The organism is Delftia sp. GW456-R20 (assembly GCF_001622915.1).
In the GTDB taxonomy this organism is placed as follows: Bacteria; Pseudomonadota; Gammaproteobacteria; order Burkholderiales; family Burkholderiaceae_C; genus Comamonas; species Comamonas acidovorans.
This window is the reverse complement of the sequence record NZ_LWCN01000004.1, coordinates 2,192,178-2,211,639: the sequence shown is the minus strand read 5'-3', so window position 1 is coordinate 2,211,639 and position 19,462 is coordinate 2,192,178. Positions and strand designations below refer to the sequence as shown.

Genomic DNA, 19,462 nt, shown 5'->3' with positions numbered 1-19,462 from the left:
TTTTTCGAGGCCGGGTCTCGGCCCGGCGGCCGACCTCCTTTTATTTGATTCGTCAAAGAAAAGGAGGCAAAAGAAAGACGACCCGGATGTCCGCGACCCCTTCGCTGCGCTGCGGGGCAACCTGCGTCGTGGCGGTTGCGGGGTTCGCCGTGAAACTCACTTCGCGCTGCGCGCTACGTTCAGACATCACGGCGAGTCAGATCACGAAGCAAGCCTGTCCTTCGGCAGGCTTGCAACCCCGCAACCGCCACGACGCAGGCGCTGACATACGGGGAGTTTGCTCGGGCCTTTGCTTCGCTCGGCCTGGGGTTTTTTAGCGGGGCATGTTGGTTCTGGTGGCGGGGGCCAGTTGCGCCGCGAACTCGCGCGCGGCCGCACTGTAGCTGGCGCCTCGGCGCCACAGCAGGCCGGCGGTGCGTATGAGTTGCGGGGCGACCAGGTGGATGGCCACCATGTCCGTGGCCTGCTGGGCGGCGCGTTCGGGGACGATGGTGGCCATGTCGCCCCAGCGGCACAGCGCGATCAGCGATTCCACCGAGCCCATTTCCGCGCGCAGCAAGGGCGTGACGCCTGCGGTGCGCAGCCCGTCCTCGATCAGGCTGCGCGTGTAGAACGTGCGCGGCAGCAGGGCCAGGGGCACGCCGGCCAGCGACTTGACGGACAGCGTGCGGCGCCCGGCCAGCGGATGCGAGGGGTTGACCAGCAGCATCATGCGTTCGTCGAACAGCGGCAGCGCGTCCAGCTCGGCGCGCTGGGGCGGGTGAAAGCTCACGCCCAGGTCCAGGCTGCCGTCCAGCAATCCCTGCTCCACGGGCGGGGCCAGCAGCTCGATCACCACCACGTTGACCTTGGGATAGGCGCGCATGAAAGCCGCCACGGCCGGGGCGACCAGGGTGTTGAGGAAGGTGGGAATCACGCCGATGGTCAGCGTGCCGGTCTGCAGCTCGCTGAGGTCGGCCAGCGCCATGCGCCCGGCCTCCACCTCATGCAGCGCACGCTCCGCATAGTTGCGGAACACCACGCCGGCCTGCGACAGCTTCAGCCCCCGGCCAATGCGCTCGAACAGCGCCATGCCCAGCTCCTCTTCCAGCTGGCGCAGCCCATGCGAGAGCGTGGACTGCGTGACATAGAGGTTCCTGGCCGATGTCGTCAGGTGCTCGGTCTTGGCGATATCGACAAAGTAGCGCAGCTGGCGCAGTTCCATGGGTGAAGGCAAGGGGGTGTTCGGCGGGCCAGTTTCTCACAGAGATACGGGCGCGCCGCACAGTTCACTCGCCGTCGTCCTGGTCCACGAACTCCACCAGCTCCGGCAGCATCTCCAGCTGCTGGATGGCATCCTTGAGCCGCAGGCCGAAGCGTGATTCCGGCCGCCCGAAGGCGCCCTGCGCCAGCCGCAGCGCCGCCGTTGCCTTGATCCACTCCACCTCGAAGGCATAGCGGTCCGTGTGCTGCTGGACACTCATGCGCTTGATGTGCTCCAGCGCCAGCTCCACGGCGCAGTCCACATCGACTTCGCTGTCGTCCTTGTCGGGATCGTCGGTCATAAGCTCGATCAACTGCTGCAGCGTGCTCTGCACCAGGCCCAGCGAGGCGTGCATGGCCTGCCGCCAGGTGGGCAGAAGGGGTAGTTGGGGAGAGGTCGCCTGAGCGGCGATGAGAGGGTGCATAACTTGGTTCCTGTATGAAACAAAGGCCCCGCTCTAGGTGGGGGCTGCAACCTCTACGTGCTGGTGTTACGACACACCAAGCCTTTCGGCTCGCCGCAAGTTTAACGGCTGCGTATCAAGAAACCAGGCCGAGCGCAGCGAAGGCCCGAGCAAGCTCCCCGTATGTCAGCGCCTGCGTCGTGGCGGTTGTGGGGTTGCAAGCCTGTCGAAGGACAGGCTTGCTTCGTGATCTGACTCGCCGTGATGTTTGAACGTAGCGCGCAGCGCGAAGTGAGTTTCACGGCGAACCCCGCAACCGCCACGACGCAGGTTGCCCCGCAGCGAAGCGAAGGGGTCGCGGACATCCGGGTCGCCTTTTCTTGGCCTACGTTCTTTTGGCGAAGCAAAAGAAGGTAGGTCGGCCGCCGGGCCGAGACCCGGCCTCGAAAAGAAACCCCCCGGCAGGGACAAAAAACAGCACCTGACCAAGACCAGACCAGAACAGACCAGCTGTCACACCCCTGTAAACCCCCACCAACAAACTCCCCCCCTTCACCACCCCCACAAAAACCACATGCCGCTGAGCAACCTCCCCACATTGCAATCCCTGCTCCTGTCCCGCCGCCTGGCGCTGAGCGTCCTGGCCAGCGCCGCGCTGGTGGCCGCCTGCGGTGGCAGCGACAGCAACGACAGCACGACGCCCCCGGTGGCCAGCCAGCCCGCGACGGCCACGCTGGCCGTGCTGGAGACCACGGATCTGCACTTCAATGTGCGCAGCTATGACTATTTCAAGCTGGCCGAGGATGCCTCCTACGGCTTCGAGCGCACGGCCACGCTGGTGCGTGCGGCGCGCAAGGAGTTTGCCAATACGCTGCTGGTGGACAACGGCGACACCATCCAGGGCACGGCCCTGGCCGACTACGAGGCCGAGGTGGCCAAGATCCCCTGCACGCAGCAGCTGTCCATGTACAAGGCCATGGGCGCTCTGGGCTTTGATGCGGGCACGCTGGGCAACCATGAGTTCAACTACGGCCTGCCCTTCCTGAACCAGGTGCTGGGCGGCGGCCTGGACGTGGACGGCGTGGACAAGGCGCTCAAGTGCGCGGGCAATGGCTTTCCCATGGCGCTGTCCAATGTCTACAGCAGCAAGACCAAGCAGCCGCTGGTGCAGCCCTACGTGATTCTGGAGCGCAAGATCGCGGCCAAGGACAAGGATGGCAAGGCGGTGGAGCTGCCCATCAAGATCGGCGTGATCGGCTTCACCACGCCGGGCATCATGAACTGGGACAAGCGCTATCTGGAAGGCAAGCTCTACACCGAAGGCGCCGTGGAGTCCGCCCAGAAGTACCTGCCCGAGATGCGCGCCAAGGGCGCCGATGTGGTGGTGGCCATGCTGCACGGCGGCCTGGACGGCGCGGCCTACTCGCCGACGATGGAGAACCCCGGCCTGCACCTGAGCAAGGTGGCCGGCATCGACGCCATGGTCATGGGCCACCAGCACAGCGTGTTCCCCGATGCGGCGGCCACGCCGGCGTTCACGCAGGCGGGCGTGGACAACAAGGCGGGCACCATCAACGGCGTGCAGTCGGTGATGGCCAGTTCCTGGGGCAAGGCGCTGGGCGTGATCCAGCTGGCGCTCAAGTGGGACGGCAAGCAGTGGAGCGTGGACAAGAGCGCGGGCAAGAGCGAGCTGCGCAATATCCAGACCGGCAAGGACGCCGCAGGCAAGGCCACCTATGTGGCCGTGGACCCGACGGTGGCGCCGCTGATCGAGAGCCAGCACCAGGCCGCCATCCAGTACGTGAAGACGCCCATCGGCAGCACGGACTTCCGCATGAGCACGCTGTTCGCCGATGTGGGCGACCCGGGCGCCATCCAGATCGTCAACCAGGCGCAGCGCGACTATGTGGCCGACTATGTGAAGGCCAGCCTGCCGCAGTACGCGCAGCTGCCCGTGCTGTCGGTGAGCGCGCCGTTCAAGTCGGGCTTCCAGGGCGGCGCCGACTACACCGACGTGGCCGTGGGCCCGCTGGCCATCTACAACGCGGCCGACCTGTACCTGTACCCCAACACCGTGTATGCGGTGAAGGTGAACGGCGCCGATATCAAGGACTGGCTGGAGGCCGCTGCCAAGCGCTTCAACCAGATCGATCCGGCCAAGACGGGTGAGCAGCAGCTGATCAGCACCTTCCCGGGCTACAACTTCGACATGTTCACCACGGCCGATGTGCAGTACGAGATCGACGTGACCCAGCCCGTGGGCAGCCGCATCAGGAACCTGCAGTACCTGGGCAAGGCCATCGACCCGGCGCAGGAGTTCGTGATCGCCACGAACAACTACCGCGCCACCAGCGGCAAGAGCTTCATCGCCAAGCTCGACGGCTCCAGCGCCATCTGGGCCTCGCCGGACGCCAACCGCGACGTGGTGATCGGCTACGTGCGCAAGAAGGGCAGCATCACGCGCGCTGCCAATGGCGCGGCCAAGAGCTGGCGCTTCACCAAGGTGGCCACCTCGGCCAACGTGGTGTTCAGCTCCGGCGCCAACGCGCTGCCGGTGGCGCAGGCTGCGGGCCTGGCCAACATCTCGCTGGTGGCGGCCGATGACGGCTCGGGCAAGGGCACGTCCAAGTACCGCCTGGATCTGTCGAAGTAAGTTCCGGCAGGCAAGCAACAAAAAAGCCCCGTGCATCTGGCACGGGGCTTTTTTGCTTGTGCCGAACGGGCTTCAGCGCGCAGGAGGCATCTCGAACACCAGGCAGGTGGTCGTGGCGTGGGCGTAGAGCGTGCCATCGGGGCCGACCAGGCGCGCCTCGGCCGTGGCCAGCTGGCGGCCGCAGTGCAGCACGCGGCCTTCGGCGCGCACGCGCGGCACGCGCGGGGTCAGGGCCTTGACCAGGTTCACGCCCAGCTCGGCCGTGGTGTAGCCCCGGCCCGGCGGCATGCAGGTGTGGACGGCGCAGCCCAGCGCCGAGTCCAGCAAGGTGGCGAACCAGCCGCCGTGCACCGTGCCCATGGGGTTGAGGTGGTTGGCGCCGGGGCGGCCCTGGAAGACGGCGCTGCCTTCGCCCACGGAAATCAGCATGAAGTCCAGCGTGCGTGCAATGGGCGGGTAGGGTAGTTCGCCGCGCAGCATGGCCTGCATCAGCTCCAGCCCGCTGCGGCCTGCGACCTGGTCGGGGCGCGATACGCCTGCGCCGGGGCCGGCGTCCAGCCGGAGGGTGACCGCCTGTTCCTCGTCCAGCCAGGCTTGCAGGGCAGGGGAGATGGCGCCGGTGGTGGGGCTGGAGGTGGCGCCGGAGGTGAGGCTGTGGGCGGCCTGCTCCGGGGAGTGGGTGCGGGTGTCCATGGAATGTCTCTCTTTCATTGGGAAAAGTGCGGGCGCCAGGCTGTCTGGGATGGCGGTGTGGATATTATTGTATCTACAACAGTTGTATATGCAATAATCTGCGCCATGCCAGTGAATCCAGACATCCTCGCCGTGCCCCAGGGCTGCACCAACCACCGCGTGCGCCAGCTCATGCGCAGCGTGGGCCAGGTGTATGACGCCCATCTGAACGAGACGGGGCTGCGCATCACGCAGTATTCGCTGCTCAGCCATGTGCTGGCCGCCGGTCCGGTGCGGCCCTCGGACCTGGCGCGGCGCATGCGCATGGACGCCTCGACGCTGACGCGCAACCTCAAGCCGCTGATCGACGTCGGCTGGGTGCGCATGGGCCAGGGCGAGGACCAGCGCAGCCGCCTGGTCCACATCACCGACGCGGGCCAGGCCAAGCGCGAAGAGGCCAAGCAAAGCTGGAAGACCGCACAGAACGAGCTCAACGCCCGCGTGGGCCTGGAGCGCGTGGCGGCCCTGCATGCGCTGATCGATGAATGCCTGGTGCTGCTCGATGGCGGCAATGGCGATGGCGCTGGCGATGGCAACGCTGCAGACGGCCCGCAGGCGTAGGCCCTACCGAATTCCCAACCCCCGAAGAGACTCCCATGCTCTCCAACTCCACGGCGCGCTGGCTGCAGCGGCGCGGCATCCACTACGGCTGGCTGGTCGCGGCCATCACTTTCCTCACCATGCTGACCATGTCGGCGGCGCTGGGCCTGCCGGGCGCCATGCTGCAGCCGCTGTCGCGCGAGTTCGGCTGGAGTACGGAGCAGATATCGAGCAGCCTGGCGCTGCGCTTTGCGCTGTTCGGCCTGCTGGGGCCGTTTGCGGCCGTGATGATGGAGCGCTTCGGCCTGCGTGCCGTGATGTGCATGGGCCTGGCCCTGGTGGGCGGCGCCATGGCGATGGTGACGCAGGCCACGCAGCTGTGGCATCTGTTTTTGCTGTGGAGCCTGCTGCTGGGCATGGGCACGGGCCTGACGGCGCTGGTGCTGGGCGCCGTGGTGGCCAACCGCTGGTTTGCGGCGCGGCGCGGCCTGGTCATCGGCGTGCTCACGGCCAGTGCGGCCACGGGGCAGCTGGCCTTCCTGCCGCTGGCCGCCTGGATGATCGAGCACTGGGGCTGGCGCTCGGCCACGGTGCCGGTGTTCGTGGCCAGCGCCTTGATTGCCGTGCTGGCCCTGCTGTTCGTGCGGGACCGGCCTTCGGACCTGGGCCTGGCGCCCTTTGGCGGCGATGCCTCGGCCCCGCCGCCGCCGGCCATGGCCATGAACTTCGGCACGCCCTTCAAGGTGCTGGCCGAGGCCGCGCGCAACCGCACCTTCTGGCTGCTGGCGGGCACCTTCTTCATCTGCGGCCTGTCCACCAACGGCCTGGTGCAGACGCACTTCATCTCGCTGTGCGGCGACAACGGCATGGGCGCGGTGCCCGCCGCGTCGGTGCTGGCCATGATGGGGGCCTTCGACTTCGTGGGTACCGTGCTGTCGGGCTGGCTGTCGGACCGCTACGACAACCGCAAGCTGCTGTTCTGGTACTACGGGCTGCGCGGCCTGTCGCTGTTCTGGCTGCCGCATTCGGAGTTCACCTTCTACGGCCTGGGCCTGTTCGCCATGTTCTACGGGCTGGACTGGATCGCCACGGTGCCGCCCACGGTCAAGCTCACGGCCCAGCATTTCGGGCCGCAGAAGGTGGGGCTGGTGTTCGGCTGGATCTTCGCGGCCCATCAGCTGGGCGCGGCCACCGCTGCCTGGGGCGCAGGCCTGACGCGCACTTTGCTGCTGACCTATACGCCCGCGCTGTATGCGGCCGGCCTGGCCTGCCTGCTGGCGGCGGTGATGGCGCTGGTGATAGGGCGGGCGCGCAAGGCGGCGGCGGTGGCCGCGGCCTGAGCCCCATCACCGTTCACGCCATCCACGCCCTCAGTACAGCTGGCGCTTGCCCGGCTGCAGCAGGACGACCAGGGCGCCCGCGCCACCTTCGGCCGGGCGGGCCTGCACAAAGGCCAGCACTTCCTTTTTCTGCACCAGCCAGCGCAGCACGCGGCCCTTGAGCACAGGGGTCTTGCCCGGCGAGCCCAGGCCCTTGCCGTGCACCACGCGCACGCAGCGTATGCCGGTGCGGTGCGACAGGCGGATGAACTGGCCCAGCGCCTCGCGCGCCTCGTCCACGCGCAGGCCGTGCAGGTCCAGCTGGCGCTGGATGCTCCACTGGCCGGCGCGCAGCTTGTGCGTCACGTCCAGGCCGATGCCGGGGCGCCGGAAGCTGAGCTGGTCGTCGGTGTCCAGCAGGGTGCTGACGTCGAACTCGTCGCTCATGGCCTCCTGCAGCACGCGCTGCTCGTCCAGCTCCAGCTGCAGGGGCAGCGGCTCGGGGGGCTCGGGGGCATGGAGGTGGCGGGCGTGCGCGGACTTGAGCGCATGCACCGGGCCCACGGTGTTTTCGAACAGCTTTTGCTCGGCCAGGAGGCGGCGCGCCGCCTCGGCGCGCTGCTGCTGGAGCAGGGCCTCTTGGGCGGCGGCTTCGGCCAGTGCGCGGCGCACTGGCGCGAGGTCCTGCAGGCTGGTGGCTTTCAAAGTCATGGTGACGCCGGTTGTACCGCAATTTCGGCACCCCGGCGGCCATGGCGCCCTCTCAATGGCCGGCGAGCCTAGAAGCGATAGCGGGCGCTGACCTGGACGTTGCGCGGCGCGCCGTACATGCCCGAGTACCACCAGCCGGACATGGCCGCGATGTACTTGCGGTCGAACAGGTTGTTGACGTTCAGCGTCAGCGACAGCTGGTCGCTCACGTCATAGCGCGCCATGAGCCCGGCCACGGCGTAGGAGGCCTGGCGTGCGCTGACCTGCTTGCCGACCTGCCAGGCTTCGCCGCTGTACTCGATGCCGCTGCTCCAGTTGACGCCACCGCCCAGGGTGAGGCGGCGCCATTCGCCGGGCATGCGGTAGGTGGTCCACAGGCGGGCCATCTGGCGCGGGAAGGTGGTGTTGATGCGCTGGCCCGTGGCGTCTTCGGAGGCGCTGAAGTTGTAGGAGGCGGCAATCGACCATTGGCGGTTGATGGCGCCGTTGACTTCCAGGTCCAGGCCCCGCGTCTTGGCGCCCTTGATGGCGCGCGAGGCGGTGGTGGTGGTGCCCGGGATGAACTGGCCGGGATCGGACTCGGCCAGGTTGTCCTGGCGGATGAGGTAGATGGCGGCGCTGGTGGCCAGGCGCCCGTCCAGGAATTCGCTCTTGATGCCGGCCTCGTAGGTGTTGCCTTCCTGCGGGTCCAGGAAGGAGCCGTTGCGGTCGCGCGAGGTCTGCGGGCTGTAGATGGTGGCAAAGCTGGCGTACAGCGTGTGCTGCGGGTTCAGCGTGTAGACCAGGCCTGCGTAGGGCGTGAACACGCGGCGTTCGGACGAGGGCGAGGTCTGGTGGTATCCGTCCGTGGTGTCGGTGCGGTAGTCGCTGTCGTAGTTGAACAGCTTGCCGCCCACGATGAGCTTGAGGTCGTCGGCCAGCGCAAAGCGGCCGGCGCCGTACAGGCTGGTCTGGCGGCGCGTGCTGTCGAAGACCACGAAGCGGTCGCCGAACACCGGGCTGCCGCTGCTGTCCCACTGGTAGATGTTGACGGGCTTGTTGCGCAGGCCCGTGATGTCGAAGCTGCCGTTGGTCAGGCTCTGGAAGTCGGTGTAGTCGAAGCCCAGCACCGCCTCGTGCTCGCGCCCGCCCAGGTTGAAGGGGCCGCGCAGGTTGATGTCCACGGATTTGTTGCGCAGCCGGTAGTCGCGCCGCTCGGCGTTGAGCGACAGGCCATCGCCGGTCTCCCGGTCGAACAGGCTGTTGTTGACGGCCAGGTAGACCGCGTCTTCGCGCTGGTTGGAGCGCAGGTAGTTGGCCGAGAGCTTGAGCTGCCACCGGTTGGCCAGCGCCTGCTCCAGCGTGACGAAGGCGCTGGTGGAGTCGGTGTTGAAGCGGTTGTCGCGGCTGGCCGGGTTGAAGGAGACGGGGAAGTCGGTCTGCCGCCCATCACTGCTGAACAGCGGAAAGCCCAGGTAGGCCATGGAGCCGCGCGAGCGGCCGCGCTGGTGGTCCAGCCCGGCGGTGAGCTTGAGCGTGGAGGTGAGGTCGGCCTCGATCACGCCATAGAGCACGTCCTTTTTCTTGCTGTAGAAGTCGATGTGGCTGTCGCCCTCCTGGTGCACGGCGACCAGGCGGCCGCGCACGCTGCCCGAGGCGTTGAGCGGCGAGGACAGGTCCAGCACGCCGCGCCGGTTGCCCCAGGAGCCCACGCTGGCCTCGGCCGAGCCCTGGAACTGCGCCGTGGGCTTTTTGCGCACCATGTTGACGATGCCGGACGGATCGCCCGCACCCGTGGTCAGGCCCGAGGCGCCGCGCAGCACCTCGATGCGGTCGTACAGCGCCATGTCGGCAATGCTTTGCGTGGGCAGGGCGTCCAGGCCCAGGAATTCTGTGTGCGTGCTGACGCCGTCGAGCTGGTAGTTGGTGATGGGGTAGCCGCGCGCGTTGGCGTTGCTGCGCTCGGTGCCCAGCGCCGAGGTGGAGATGCCCGGCACGCGCGCCAGCACGTCGCTGATGCTGGTGAGGTTTTCGTCCTCCATGCGCTGCTGGGTCATCACGCTGACCGACTGCGGCGTGTCGCGCACGCTCAGCGCCAGGCCCGTGGCCACGCCGCTGGGGCCGCGCGCGGTGTAGCTGCCCGTGCCTTCGGTCGTGCCTGCCCGGTCGGCCTGGGCGACCACCTTGACCTCGGCCAGCGCATGGTCCTGGGCGCGGCCCGGCGCTGCCGTGGCCGGTGGCGCCGCGGGCGCGGCGGCGGAGGCCAGCACCGTGAGCGTGCCCTGGGGCGTGCGTGCCAGCCGCAGCCCGCTGTCGCCCAGCGCCAGCTGGGCGGCCTGCTCCACGCTGTAGCTGCCCCGGATGGCGGGCGCGCGCTTGCCGGCCAGCAGGGCCGGGTCGGCGCTGATGCTGCGCTGGGCCTGGCGGGCGATGCGCGCCAGCGAGTCGTCCAGCGCGCCGGCGGGCAGGTCCCATTCCAGCGTGGCGTCTGCCTGCGATGTGCTGGCCGCCGCCGGCTGTGCCCAGGCCTGCGGCGGTGCGGACAGCGACCAGGCCAGCGCGGCGGCCACGGGCAGCAGCAGCGAGGGCGGGCTCGGCCTGCGGTGTGCGGGCGTGCTGCCAGGCTGCGGGGTACGGAGAGGGCGGCGTGCGGAGGCCATGGAGTCGGAGGTCCTTGTCGTTGCGGTGGAAATGAAGGGCTTTCATTCCGTATGTGCGACAAGGGCGGCAAAACCCCTCACGCGGCGCAAAAAAGATTCAAGCGGACCGGTCTCGCACGTCGATCACCGTGAGCCAGTCCCCCCAGCGGCGCACGCTGACGGGATGGGTGTCCACCAGGTCCTGCAGCACCTGGTCGGGCCGGGCCAGCTGGAACACGCCGAAGATCCGCAGGCGCGCGGCCTCGGGGCTGATGCGGATGATGCCGGCCTGGTAGGGCCGCAGCGCGTCGATCACCTCGCCCAGCGGCTGGTCGCGCACGTCGATGACGCCGTCGGCCCAGGCGGCCGGCGCCAGATGGGCGGTGTCCTGCGTGCGGATGCCATCGGCGTCGATCCAGGCGCTGCGGCCCTCCTGCAGCCGGTGCTGCCGGCCGTTCAGGCTGGTGAGCAGCACGCTGTGCTCCAGCACATGCACCAGGGTGCTGCCTTCGGCCTGGCGCACCATGAAGCGCGTGCCCAGCGCCTGGGCCGTGCCCTGGGCGCTTTGCACGACAAACGGGCGCAGGGGCTGGCCCGGCGCGCTGGCAGCCACCTGCGCCAGCAGCGCGCCTTCGCGCAGGCGCACCAGGCGGCGGGTGTCGCTGTAGGCAATGTCGGCGGCCGAGCGGGCGTCCAGTTCGATCTCGCTGCCGTCCGGTAGCCGGTGGTGGCTGCGCTGGCCGGTGCCCGTGCGCAGGTCGGCGGCCAGCGTGGTCAGCGGTGTTTGCCGGTGCACCAGCCAGGCCGTGGCGGTGCTGGCCAGCAGGGCGGCCAACCCACCGCGCAACAGGCCGCGCCTGCGCGCGGCCTTCGGGATGGGCGCCACCAGCGCCTGCAGGCCCAGGGCCGCCGTGCCCCCGCCCTGCCGGCGCAACTGCACAAGGGCGGGCTCCACCCCGGCGGACAGGCGTTGCTGCACCATGGCCCAGGCCTGGGCATGGCCGGGCGACTGGCGCAGCCAATGGGCGAAGGCGCGGCGGTCGTCATCGCTGGCGTGGCCCGAGTCCAGGCGCACCAGCCAGTCGATGGCCTGATCGGTGGCGGCATCCATGCAGGCGATCAACCGGGGAAGGGCTGCGGGGAGAGGTACAGGTGCACCAGGGCCTGCTTCATGTAGCGCTCCACCGTGGCAATGGACACGGCCATGGCTTCGGCGATCTCTGCGTGCTTGAGGCCGTCGAGCCGGCGCAGCAAGAAGGCCTGCCGCACCTTCGGGGGCAGGCCGTCCAGCCATTGGTCCAGGGCCTCGATGGCTTCGCGCACCAGGGCGTAGTCCTCGGGGGAGGGCGCCACTTCCTCGGGCAGCGTGGCCAGCGCATCGAGCCAGGCCTGCTCCAGTTCGCGCCTGCGCCAGAAGTTGTAGAGCACCCGCTGGGCCAGCGTGGTCAGGTAGGCGCGCGGCTCCTGGATGGCATGGGCCTGCCGGGACGCCACCACGCGCTCGAAGGTGTCGTGCGCCAGGTCCTCGGCCTGGTGGGAATTGCCCAGCTTGCGCCGCAGCCAGCCGTGCAGCCAGTCATGGTGGGCGACGTAGAGCGTGTGCACCGGGTCGGCGGTGGACGGGGAGGGCATGGTGCAGCGGTTTTGCAAATGAGAATTTTTCTCATTTTACAGAGTCTGCCTACATCAGCCCCTCGCTGGCCATGGACAGCGAGGCACCGGGCGCCACGATCACATGGTCCAGCACCTGGATGTCCACTAGGCCCAGGGCGGCCTGCAGGCTCTGCGTGACGGCCTTGTCGGCGGCGCTGGCCTGGACCTGTCCGCTGGGATGGTTGTGGGCCAGGATGACGGCGCCCGCATGGTGGTGCAGGGCGCGCAGCACCACCTCCCGGGGGTAGACGCTGGTGCGCGTGAGCGTGCCCCGGAACATTTCTTCCAGCGCGATCAGCCGGTGCTGGCCGTCCAGGAACAGCACGGCGAACACCTCATGCTGGCGCGCCGCCAGGTGCAGCTGCAGGTAGCGCGCCACGGCCTCGGGCGAGGCCAGGGCCGGGCGCTCGCGCAGTTGCTCGGCCATGGCGCGGCGCGCCAGTTCGAGCACGGCCAGGAGTTGCGCGCACTTGGAAGGCCCCAGCCCCTTGATGGCCTTCAGGTCGGCGTGCCCGGCCTGCAGCAGCCCGGACAGGCCGGCCCGGCCGGGCAACTGCAGCAGTTCCTGGGCCAGCTGCAGCACGCCCTTGCCGGCCATGCCGGTGCGCAGCACGATGGCCAGCAGTTCGATATCGGAAAGCGCCGAGGGGCCGCGCGCCGCGAGCTTTTCGCGCGGCTGGGCCTGGGCGGGCAGGTCTTTGAGAGCCATGGTTCAGCCAGGTGGGGGCGCCGCAGGGACACCGTTGCACGGGGCGTGGGGGCATGGATGTTTTTCTACAATACGGGCCAGTTTATCGGGACTTCCATGACCTCTAGCGCTTCTTCCTCGGCCCTCCCCACGGTCCAGACCGGCTCGTTCCTCACACTGCACTACCGCCTGTCCGGGCCTGCAGGCGATGTGATCAACACCTTCAACGACAAGCCCGCCACGCTGTCCCTGGGCGCGGGCGAGCTGTCGCCCGCCGTCGAGCAGCGCCTGCTGGGCCTGGCCGAAGGCACGCGCACCACGTTCGAGATGCCGGCCGGCGAAGCCTTCGGCGAGCGCAACGGCGACATGATGCAGTGGGTGGCGCGCAAGCTGATGAACGAGCTGGGCGACCCGCACGAGCAGTACGCGCCCGGCGACGTGGTGCAGTTCCCCACGCCCGACGGCCTGGGCAGCTACGCGGGCGCCGTGGTGCAGGTGCGCGAGGACGGCGCCGTGCTGTTCGACTTCAACCACCCGCTGGCGGGCCAGCCGGTGACGTTCGAAGTGCAGATCATCGGGGTGCTCTGAGGTGCTGGATTCGACCTCGCCCCAGGAAATCCTGCTGGCCGAGCCCCGGGGCTTCTGTGCCGGCGTGGACCGCGCCATCGAGATCGTGGAGCGTGCGCTGGCCAAGTTCGGCGCGCCCATCTACGTGCGCCACGAGATCGTGCACAACACCTTCGTGGTCAACGATCTCAAGGCCAAGGGAGCGATCTTCATCGAGGAGCTGGACGACGTGCCGCCCGGCTCCACCCTGGTGTTCAGCGCCCACGGCGTGAGCCGGGCGGTGCAGGAAGAGGCGCGGCGGCGCGGTTTCTCCATCTTCGACGCCACCTGCCCGCTGGTGACCAAGGTGCATGTGGAAGTGGCCAAGCTCGCCAAGGAAGGCTATGAGTTCCTGATGATCGGCCACAAGGGGCACCCCGAGGTCGAGGGCACCATGGGCCAGCTGTCCGAGGGCATCCACCTGGTCGAGGACGAGGCCGATGTGGCCCGTGTCACCCCCCGCCAGACCGAGAAGCTGGCCGTGGTCACGCAGACCACGCTGTCGGTGGACGATGCCGCCGGCATCACGGCGGCCATCCGCGCCCGCTTTCCGCAGGTGCGCGAGCCCAAGCAGCAGGACATCTGCTATGCCACGCAAAACCGCCAGGACGCCGTCAAGGTGCTGGCGCCGCAGGTAGATGTGCTCATCGTCGTGGGCAGCCCCACCAGCTCCAACAGCAACCGGCTGCGCGAGCTGGCCGCGCGCCTGGGAACGCCCGCCTACATGGTGGACAACGCGGGCGAGCTGTGCGAGGAATGGTTTGCCAATGCCGGGCGCGTGGGCCTGACGGCCGGTGCCTCCGCCCCCGAGGTGCTGGTGGACGAGGTCATCCAGCGCCTGCGCCAGCTGGGCGCGCTGTCGGTGCGCAAGATGGATGGCATCGAGGAGACCGTGAAGTTCCCGCTGCCCAAGGGCCTGAAGATCGACGCGGCCACGGGGCTGGAGATCTCCGTGGGCAAGCAGCCCGAGACGGGCGGCTGAGCCGCAGGCGCAGCGGGCATTGGCCAAAAAGCAAACGGGCGCCTGGCGCCCGTTTTGCATGGTGGTGCCGAAAGCCTCAGCTCCACAGATCCAGCGGCGGATCGGAGGCCACGGCGCGCAGGATGTCGGTGCGGCTGATGAAGCCGGCCAGCAGGCCCTGCTCATCGGTCACGGGCAGGCCCGGCAGGCCGGTCTCCAGCAGCACGCCGGCCACGCGGCGCAGGTCGGTGGTGGTGGCCACCGTGGGAATGGGGGAGATCATGACCTCGTTCACGGGCCGGCGCGCCAGGGCAATGGCGTCCTTGATCGCACCGGGCTCGGGCAGCAGGTCCAGCGGCGCCATGTCGGCGCGCAGCAGCAGCCCGACCACGCGGCCACCGGCATCCAGCACGGGCGCCTGGGCCACGCCGTGCTCGGCCAGCACGCGCCAGGCGTCGTTGACACCGGCTTCGGGCGATACCGTCACGGCCTCGTGGCTCATCACGTCGGCCACGGTCTGCAGGGGCTGGCGTGGCTGGCTGGGGCCTTTTTCCGTGGAAAGGTAGGCATCGACCGCTCCGCGCAGCCGCGGAGCGGGCTCCGGCGCGCCGGCAGGCTGGCCCGCGAGGTCGGCCAGGATGGCGGGGAACGAGGCTGCGGCGTCGCCCGCCATCACATCGGCCGAGCGCGTGCGCAGGGCCTGCGGGCGTTGTACGCGGCGCACGGGCGCCACCTGGCCCAGCCGCTCGGCGGGACCGCGAAACATCTGTCCGTTGGGACCGAAGACAAAAAACATGGGTGCTCCCGGGTGCGCAAACCGCTGTGGGCGGCATATCGGAAGTATCGGCGCTGGCGCGGGTTTTCTGTACCGGCAAGACCCCCAACGCCCAGGGGCGGGCGCTGCCATGGAGATACCGCCTAAAATTGCCGGCTATGCTCGATATCCTTCTTCTTCGCAAAGACCTTGACTCGGCCGTCGCACGGCTGGAGACCCGCAAAAATCCCCAGGCCTTCCTGAATGTGGAGGCCTTCCAGTCCCTGGAAGCAGAGCGCAAGTCCCTGCAGACGCGGACCGAGGAGCTGCAGTCCAAGCGCAACCAGCTGTCCAAGCAGATCGGCATGCTGATGGGCAAGGGCGAGAAGGACGCTGCCGAGGCCGCCAAGGCCGAAGTCGGCAGCCTCAAGACCGAGCTGGACCAGTCGGCCACGCGCCTGGAGCAGATCCAGGGCGAACTGCAGACCATGCTGCTGGCCGTGCCCAACCTGCCGCACGACAGCGTGCCCGTCGGTGCGGACGAAAGCGGCAATGTGGAGGCGCGCCGCTGGGGCACGCCCAAGACCTTTGATTTCGAGGTCAAGGACCATGTGGACGTGGGCCAGCCGCTGGGGCTGGACTTCGACATGGGCGTCAAGCTGTCGGGCTCGCGCTTCACCGTGATGAAGGGCCCCATCGCCCGCCTGCACCGCGCCCTGGCGCAGTTCATGATCGACCTGCAGACCGACTCGCATGGCTACACCGAGTGCTATGTGCCCTACGCCGTCAATGCCGACTCGCTCAAGGGCACGGGCCAGCTGCCCAAGTTCGAGGGCGACCTGTTCGCCGCCAAGAAGGGCGGCCAGGATGGCGAACCCGTGCCCGACAACGCGGCGCTCTACCTGATTCCCACGGCCGAGGTGCCGCTGACCAACTTCGTGCGCGACGTGGTCGTGGCCGAGGACCAGCTGCCCATCAAGCTCACGGCCCACAGCCCCTGCTTCCGTTCCGAGGCCGGCAGCTACGGCCGCGATACGCGCGGCATGATCCGCCAGCACCAGTTCGACAAGGTCGAGATGGTGCAGATCGTGCATCCGGAAAAGAGCTACGAGGCGCTGGAAGAAATGACCGGCCACGCCGAGGCCGTGCTGCAGAAGCTGGGCCTGCCCTACCGCGTGATGAGCCTGTGCACGGGCGACATGGGCTTTGGCGCGGCCAAGACCTATGACCTGGAAGTCTGGCTGCCTGCGCAGAACACCTACCGCGAGATCAGCTCGGTCTCCAACTGCGAGGCCTTCCAGGCGCGCCGCCTGCAGGCACGCTTCAAGAATGCCCAGGGCAAGAACGAGCTGGTGCACACGCTCAACGGTTCCGGCCTGGCCGTGGGCCGCACGCTGGTGGCTGTGCTGGAGAACTACCAGAACGCCGACGGCTCGGTGACCATCCCCGAGGCGCTGCGCCCGTACATGGGTGGACAGACTTTGCTGAAGGCCTGAATTTTTAGGCTATAATTTCAGCTTCGACGCTGCGGAGAGGTGGCAGAGTGGTCGATTGTACCTGACTCGAAATCAGGCGTACGTGCGAACGTACCGAGGGTTCGAATCCCTCCCTCTCCGCCAATGTGTCAGCAAACAAGCGCCTTCCGAGGCGCTTTTTTGTTGTCCCATCAATCTACCCATCACTGGATGAAGCGATGGCCAGTCAAGCGAACCAACCCCATCCGCATGACGATCCGGAGCGTACGACGCCCATGGGGATGGCCCGTTACGGACTGAGTTCCTGGAGGCTGCCTTCGTTGTGTACGAACGTGCGGCCCAGCTAGATTCCCGCATGGTCATGCCTCCTGTCCCTGCCCTATATCTCTTGGGTCATGGCTTGGAACTCACCTTCAAGGCTTTTCTGCTGAGCAAGGGCGTCACGCTTGAGCACCTTCGCCGTAAGCTGGGCCATGACTTGGAGAAGGCTTTCACAGCCAGCAAGGAAAACGGGCTCGACTCATTGCTTCAATCGCACGCCTTGGACGAGTCTGTGCTGGCTTTGCTCAATGTGATGTACAGCACGAAGGAGCTGGAGTACATCGTGACAGGAGCGAAGACTATCCCTCACTACCCACTGCTGCAGAACTTCGCTATCAAGCTGTTTGATGCGGTTGCTGCCTCGATCGGTTTCCGGCACCGTCTTGCCAAGTGGACCTTGAATGAGTCGCCAGTTTGACGCCTTGCGGGGCATCGTCAGGTGCGATGGCTGGATGTTAAAGATTTAACGAAAAATCAAAGAATCAAAGAATCGGAACGCCCCGAAAACCCGAATGGATGCTGGGTTTCGGGGCGTTTCTGTTTGATTAACAAAATTCAAACGGGGGGAAATTTTTTTGCGCGTGCGGAACAGGGCGGTCTAGACCGGAAAGGCCTCTGGACTTCGCATGCCCCCGCCCTAAGATCGTCCAATCCAAAGGAGGCGCTCATGATCAAGGTTTATGTTGATACGTCAGGCGAGATGAAGGACTTGCGCCGCCTGCGGCAGGAGGGACTCGCAACTTCCGTGCACTTCCACTACGACAAACGACTAAACAGGGTCGATGAAGTTGCGCCGCCTTCGAACCTCCAATGGGACGGCAGCCATGCAACATGGCCTGACCTCAGTGGATTGAGTTGGGCAGACTCTAAGAAGAAGCCCATGCACGACGCCATTGGCAAGATCATCGGCGCAGGGAAAAAGAAGGACGTTCAACATCTCGCATCAGCACATGCTGCAGGCTGCCACGCCATGATCACAGGTGACAAGGACGACATGTGGAACCACAGAGTAGCCCTATATGAGTTGCTCGGCATACGGATATTTCACTCCTCAACCGAGTGGGACCAATTCGTCGCGTTCTGCAACTCTCACACAGACTGAGATCGCTCCCGCGCCTCTCGCGCAGTCTTGTCGGCACCGCGTTCACGGAAAATGAAAGCCCCGCTGGGCGAACCATGCGGGGCTTTGTTGTCTTCGGGGGTGAGGCTTACGCACACCCTTGATCACGGCGAAGGTCTGCGGGTAGGGGATCACCACATCAGCGCGGACGTGCCAAGCAAAGCCGATTTCTCCGGTGGATGCGAATACCTTGCACAGTAGTTGGATGCTCACGTTCTCGCGCAGCAGGGAGTTGCGCCCATAAAAAAGGCCCGCGTTGGCGGGCCGTGCTCAGATCTCGAGGGCCTTGCGGTCCTTGCCTTCAATCCAGCGCGGCGGTTTGCCCCGGCCTGTCCAGGTGGCTCCGCTGGCGGGGTCGCGGTATTTGGCCACGCCAATGCTGGCGGACTTGGCCTTGCCGGTGCTGAAGATGTCATCCTGGGTCAGACCGAACTGCTCGACGAGTTCGCGGACCTTGGCGATGACTCCGCCTTTTTCCGCCTTCAGGGTGGCGGCGATCTTTGCCTCAAGCTCGGCCTTCTGCTGGAGGAGGGTTTTGTAATCTGCTGTCATGTATTCCTCATGGATAGTGTGCTACACAATGACGCATTCTATGGAGACAGGGCCCATGTCGCATGTGGGACATCGTTGGTGTTTGCACCTAGCCTCTGCTCCGACTGCCCCCATACGCTGCGCGCAGACCGGGCCTAGGCCTCGGCAAATTCGCGCCTGGCGCTGAAGTGCAGGATTTCGGAATCCTGCGCTCCCCCCTGTCTTTGAATGACGATGGTGCCGTTCGAGTGCAGATAGATACGGATGCCCGGCAGGGTGTCCGAATCCAGATGGCAAGGGCTTTTGTCGAGGTTTTTCCAGCCATGTTCTGCGCACAGCGTGCGTTGCCGCATGCGGTTGAGCAATTCACGGCGAGCGCCAGCGCCTTCGCAGATGCGCATCCAGAGCAGCAACAGCATGTCGTGTGCCTCCTGGCGGGATGAGCAGGGAGGCATGTGCTTCAACTGGTTCAGCAGGGTGAAGAACCGTTCCTCTGCGCTGATTTCGAGTGCCATGGTTGCCTCCTATGTGCCTGGATATGCATCAAAGTGTAGGCAGGCCCGGTTCCGCGAAGGCGCGGCGTTTGGCGACAGCGCCGGTGGCGTTTTTTCCTGCGTGTTTGCAGGATTTCTGCCAGGGCGGCTGTCATGGCCCATGCCAGCCGTGTCAGTGAGACTGCATGCCCATGAGATTGCACGACATGGCGCATTGCTGGCAGGCTGCCGCGCAGGTCTGGCAATGGTCGTGGGAATGCTTGCTGCATTCGTCGGCGCAGGCCTGGCAGATCTGGGCGCACAGGCGGCAGATGTCCGGCGCATGCGGGCTCTGGCGCGCCATTGCGGCCACGGCCAGTTCGCAGATCTGCGCGCATTCCAGGTCCTGGGCAATGCAGGCGGCCATCATCTGGACGTCTGACTCCTTCAGGCAGGCGGCGGCGCAGGTATTGCAGGCAATGACGCAGGCCTGGCAGGCGTCCATGCAGGCCTTGTAGTCGATGGCAGGTGGGGTGGTATTCATGGCAGTTCTCCAGGAATGAGGGAGTGAAGTTGCGCAGGGCGTTCTTCCTTGGCCATTCGCTGGCAGCTATCCGCACCAAAGAAAACGCCCCGCGAACGGGGCTGTGTCAAAGACCGC

20 protein-coding genes and 1 tRNA gene are annotated in these 19,462 nt (G+C 66.9%); 9 read left to right on the top strand and 12 right to left on the bottom strand.

What is annotated here, in order from left to right:
* Positions 1-313: 313 nt before the first annotated feature.
* Entirely contained in the window at positions 314-1,204 is an 891-nt protein-coding gene (locus tag A4F85_RS15165) for a LysR substrate-binding domain-containing protein (RefSeq protein ID WP_016450106.1), read from the bottom strand.
* Positions 1,205-1,268: 64 nt separating this feature from the next.
* On the bottom strand, positions 1,269-1,667 hold the full coding sequence (locus A4F85_RS15160) for a hypothetical protein (protein WP_063327051.1): 399 nt from the start codon (positions 1,665-1,667) through the stop codon (positions 1,269-1,271).
* 553 nt (positions 1,668-2,220) lie between these two features.
* On the opposite strand from A4F85_RS15160, the gene A4F85_RS15155 reads away from it, so the two are divergent.
* A complete protein-coding gene (locus A4F85_RS15155) occupies positions 2,221-4,299 on the top strand; it encodes a bifunctional 2',3'-cyclic-nucleotide 2'-phosphodiesterase/3'-nucleotidase (RefSeq protein ID WP_047325990.1) in 2,079 nt (692 codons plus the stop codon).
* 72 nt (positions 4,300-4,371) lie between these two features.
* Here A4F85_RS15155 and A4F85_RS15150 read toward each other — a convergent pair whose 3' ends face one another.
* Complete coding sequence (locus A4F85_RS15150; RefSeq protein WP_063327050.1) at positions 4,372-4,992, bottom strand: PaaI family thioesterase; 621 nt, start codon at positions 4,990-4,992, stop codon at positions 4,372-4,374.
* A 105-nt stretch (positions 4,993-5,097) separates the two neighbouring features.
* Between A4F85_RS15150 and A4F85_RS15145 the strand changes: the two genes are divergently transcribed.
* Both A4F85_RS15145 and A4F85_RS15140 read left to right on the top strand, forming a co-directional pair.
* Positions 5,098-5,592, top strand: coding sequence for a MarR family winged helix-turn-helix transcriptional regulator (locus A4F85_RS15145; protein ID WP_063327049.1), 495 nt, complete (start codon positions 5,098-5,100; stop codon positions 5,590-5,592).
* 35 nt (positions 5,593-5,627) lie between these two features.
* On the top strand, positions 5,628-6,911 hold the full coding sequence (locus tag A4F85_RS15140) for an MFS transporter (RefSeq protein WP_063327048.1): 1,284 nt from the start codon (positions 5,628-5,630) through the stop codon (positions 6,909-6,911).
* 30 nt (positions 6,912-6,941) lie between these two features.
* Here A4F85_RS15140 and A4F85_RS15135 read toward each other — a convergent pair whose 3' ends face one another.
* From A4F85_RS15135 to radC, 5 genes are all read right to left on the bottom strand, one after another.
* On the bottom strand, positions 6,942-7,601 hold the full coding sequence (locus A4F85_RS15135; RefSeq protein WP_013803859.1) for a Smr/MutS family protein: 660 nt from the start codon (positions 7,599-7,601) through the stop codon (positions 6,942-6,944).
* A gap of 68 nt (positions 7,602-7,669) precedes the next feature.
* On the bottom strand, positions 7,670-10,240 hold the full coding sequence (locus tag A4F85_RS15130) for a TonB-dependent siderophore receptor (RefSeq protein ID WP_063327047.1): 2,571 nt from the start codon (positions 10,238-10,240) through the stop codon (positions 7,670-7,672).
* Positions 10,241-10,337: 97 nt separating this feature from the next.
* Positions 10,338-11,330 carry a FecR family protein gene (locus A4F85_RS15125; protein WP_043824818.1) on the bottom strand — a complete coding sequence of 331 codons (993 nt, stop codon included), beginning with the start codon at positions 11,328-11,330 and terminating at the stop codon, positions 10,338-10,340.
* A gap of 8 nt (positions 11,331-11,338) precedes the next feature.
* Positions 11,339-11,851: a sigma-70 family RNA polymerase sigma factor gene (locus A4F85_RS15120; protein ID WP_063327994.1), complete on the bottom strand. Its 513-nt coding sequence runs from the start codon at positions 11,849-11,851 to the stop codon at positions 11,339-11,341.
* 49 nt (positions 11,852-11,900) lie between these two features.
* Entirely contained in the window at positions 11,901-12,581 is a 681-nt protein-coding gene (gene radC, locus A4F85_RS15115) for a RadC family protein (RefSeq protein ID WP_063327045.1), read from the bottom strand.
* 96 nt (positions 12,582-12,677) lie between these two features.
* Between radC and A4F85_RS15110 the strand changes: the two genes are divergently transcribed.
* Positions 12,678-13,148: an FKBP-type peptidyl-prolyl cis-trans isomerase gene (locus tag A4F85_RS15110; protein ID WP_012203830.1), complete on the top strand. Its 471-nt coding sequence runs from the start codon at positions 12,678-12,680 to the stop codon at positions 13,146-13,148.
* A gap of 1 nt (position 13,149) precedes the next feature.
* Positions 13,150-14,148, top strand: a complete 999-nt coding sequence (gene ispH / locus A4F85_RS15105; protein WP_012203831.1) for a 4-hydroxy-3-methylbut-2-enyl diphosphate reductase — start codon at positions 13,150-13,152, stop codon at positions 14,146-14,148.
* 76 nt (positions 14,149-14,224) lie between these two features.
* Here the strand turns inward: ispH and A4F85_RS15100 are convergent, their stop codons facing one another.
* The gene (locus tag A4F85_RS15100) at positions 14,225-14,923 is read right to left on the bottom strand and encodes a CBS domain-containing protein (protein ID WP_034390850.1); all 699 of its coding nucleotides are present in this window, start codon (positions 14,921-14,923) and stop codon (positions 14,225-14,227) included.
* Positions 14,924-15,060: 137 nt separating this feature from the next.
* Here A4F85_RS15100 and serS point away from each other — a divergent pair, with 137 nt between their 5' ends.
* The 4 genes from serS to A4F85_RS15080 all read left to right on the top strand — a co-directional run bounded on the left by serS (position 15,061) and on the right by A4F85_RS15080 (position 17,779).
* Positions 15,061-16,377: a serine--tRNA ligase gene (gene serS / locus A4F85_RS15095; RefSeq protein ID WP_063327044.1), complete on the top strand. Its 1,317-nt coding sequence runs from the start codon at positions 15,061-15,063 to the stop codon at positions 16,375-16,377.
* Positions 16,378-16,410: 33 nt separating this feature from the next.
* Positions 16,411-16,500: transfer RNA gene (locus tag A4F85_RS15090), tRNA-Ser, on the top strand.
* A 256-nt stretch (positions 16,501-16,756) separates the two neighbouring features.
* Positions 16,757-17,095: a hypothetical protein gene (locus A4F85_RS15085; protein WP_231890558.1), complete on the top strand. Its 339-nt coding sequence runs from the start codon at positions 16,757-16,759 to the stop codon at positions 17,093-17,095.
* 249 nt (positions 17,096-17,344) lie between these two features.
* Positions 17,345-17,779 (top strand): hypothetical protein, encoded by a 435-nt coding sequence (locus A4F85_RS15080; protein WP_063327043.1) that lies wholly within the window; start codon positions 17,345-17,347, stop codon positions 17,777-17,779.
* Positions 17,780-18,067: 288 nt separating this feature from the next.
* Here A4F85_RS15080 and A4F85_RS15075 read toward each other — a convergent pair whose 3' ends face one another.
* The 3 genes from A4F85_RS15075 to A4F85_RS15065 form a co-directional block, all read right to left on the bottom strand.
* A complete protein-coding gene (locus tag A4F85_RS15075; protein WP_012203893.1) occupies positions 18,068-18,349 on the bottom strand; it encodes an H-NS histone family protein in 282 nt (93 codons plus the stop codon).
* 134 nt (positions 18,350-18,483) lie between these two features.
* On the bottom strand, positions 18,484-18,843 hold the full coding sequence (locus A4F85_RS15070; RefSeq protein ID WP_012203894.1) for a hypothetical protein: 360 nt from the start codon (positions 18,841-18,843) through the stop codon (positions 18,484-18,486).
* Positions 18,844-18,994: 151 nt separating this feature from the next.
* Positions 18,995-19,345, bottom strand: a complete 351-nt coding sequence (locus tag A4F85_RS15065; protein ID WP_013803851.1) for a four-helix bundle copper-binding protein — start codon at positions 19,343-19,345, stop codon at positions 18,995-18,997.
* Positions 19,346-19,462 lie beyond the last annotated feature (117 nt).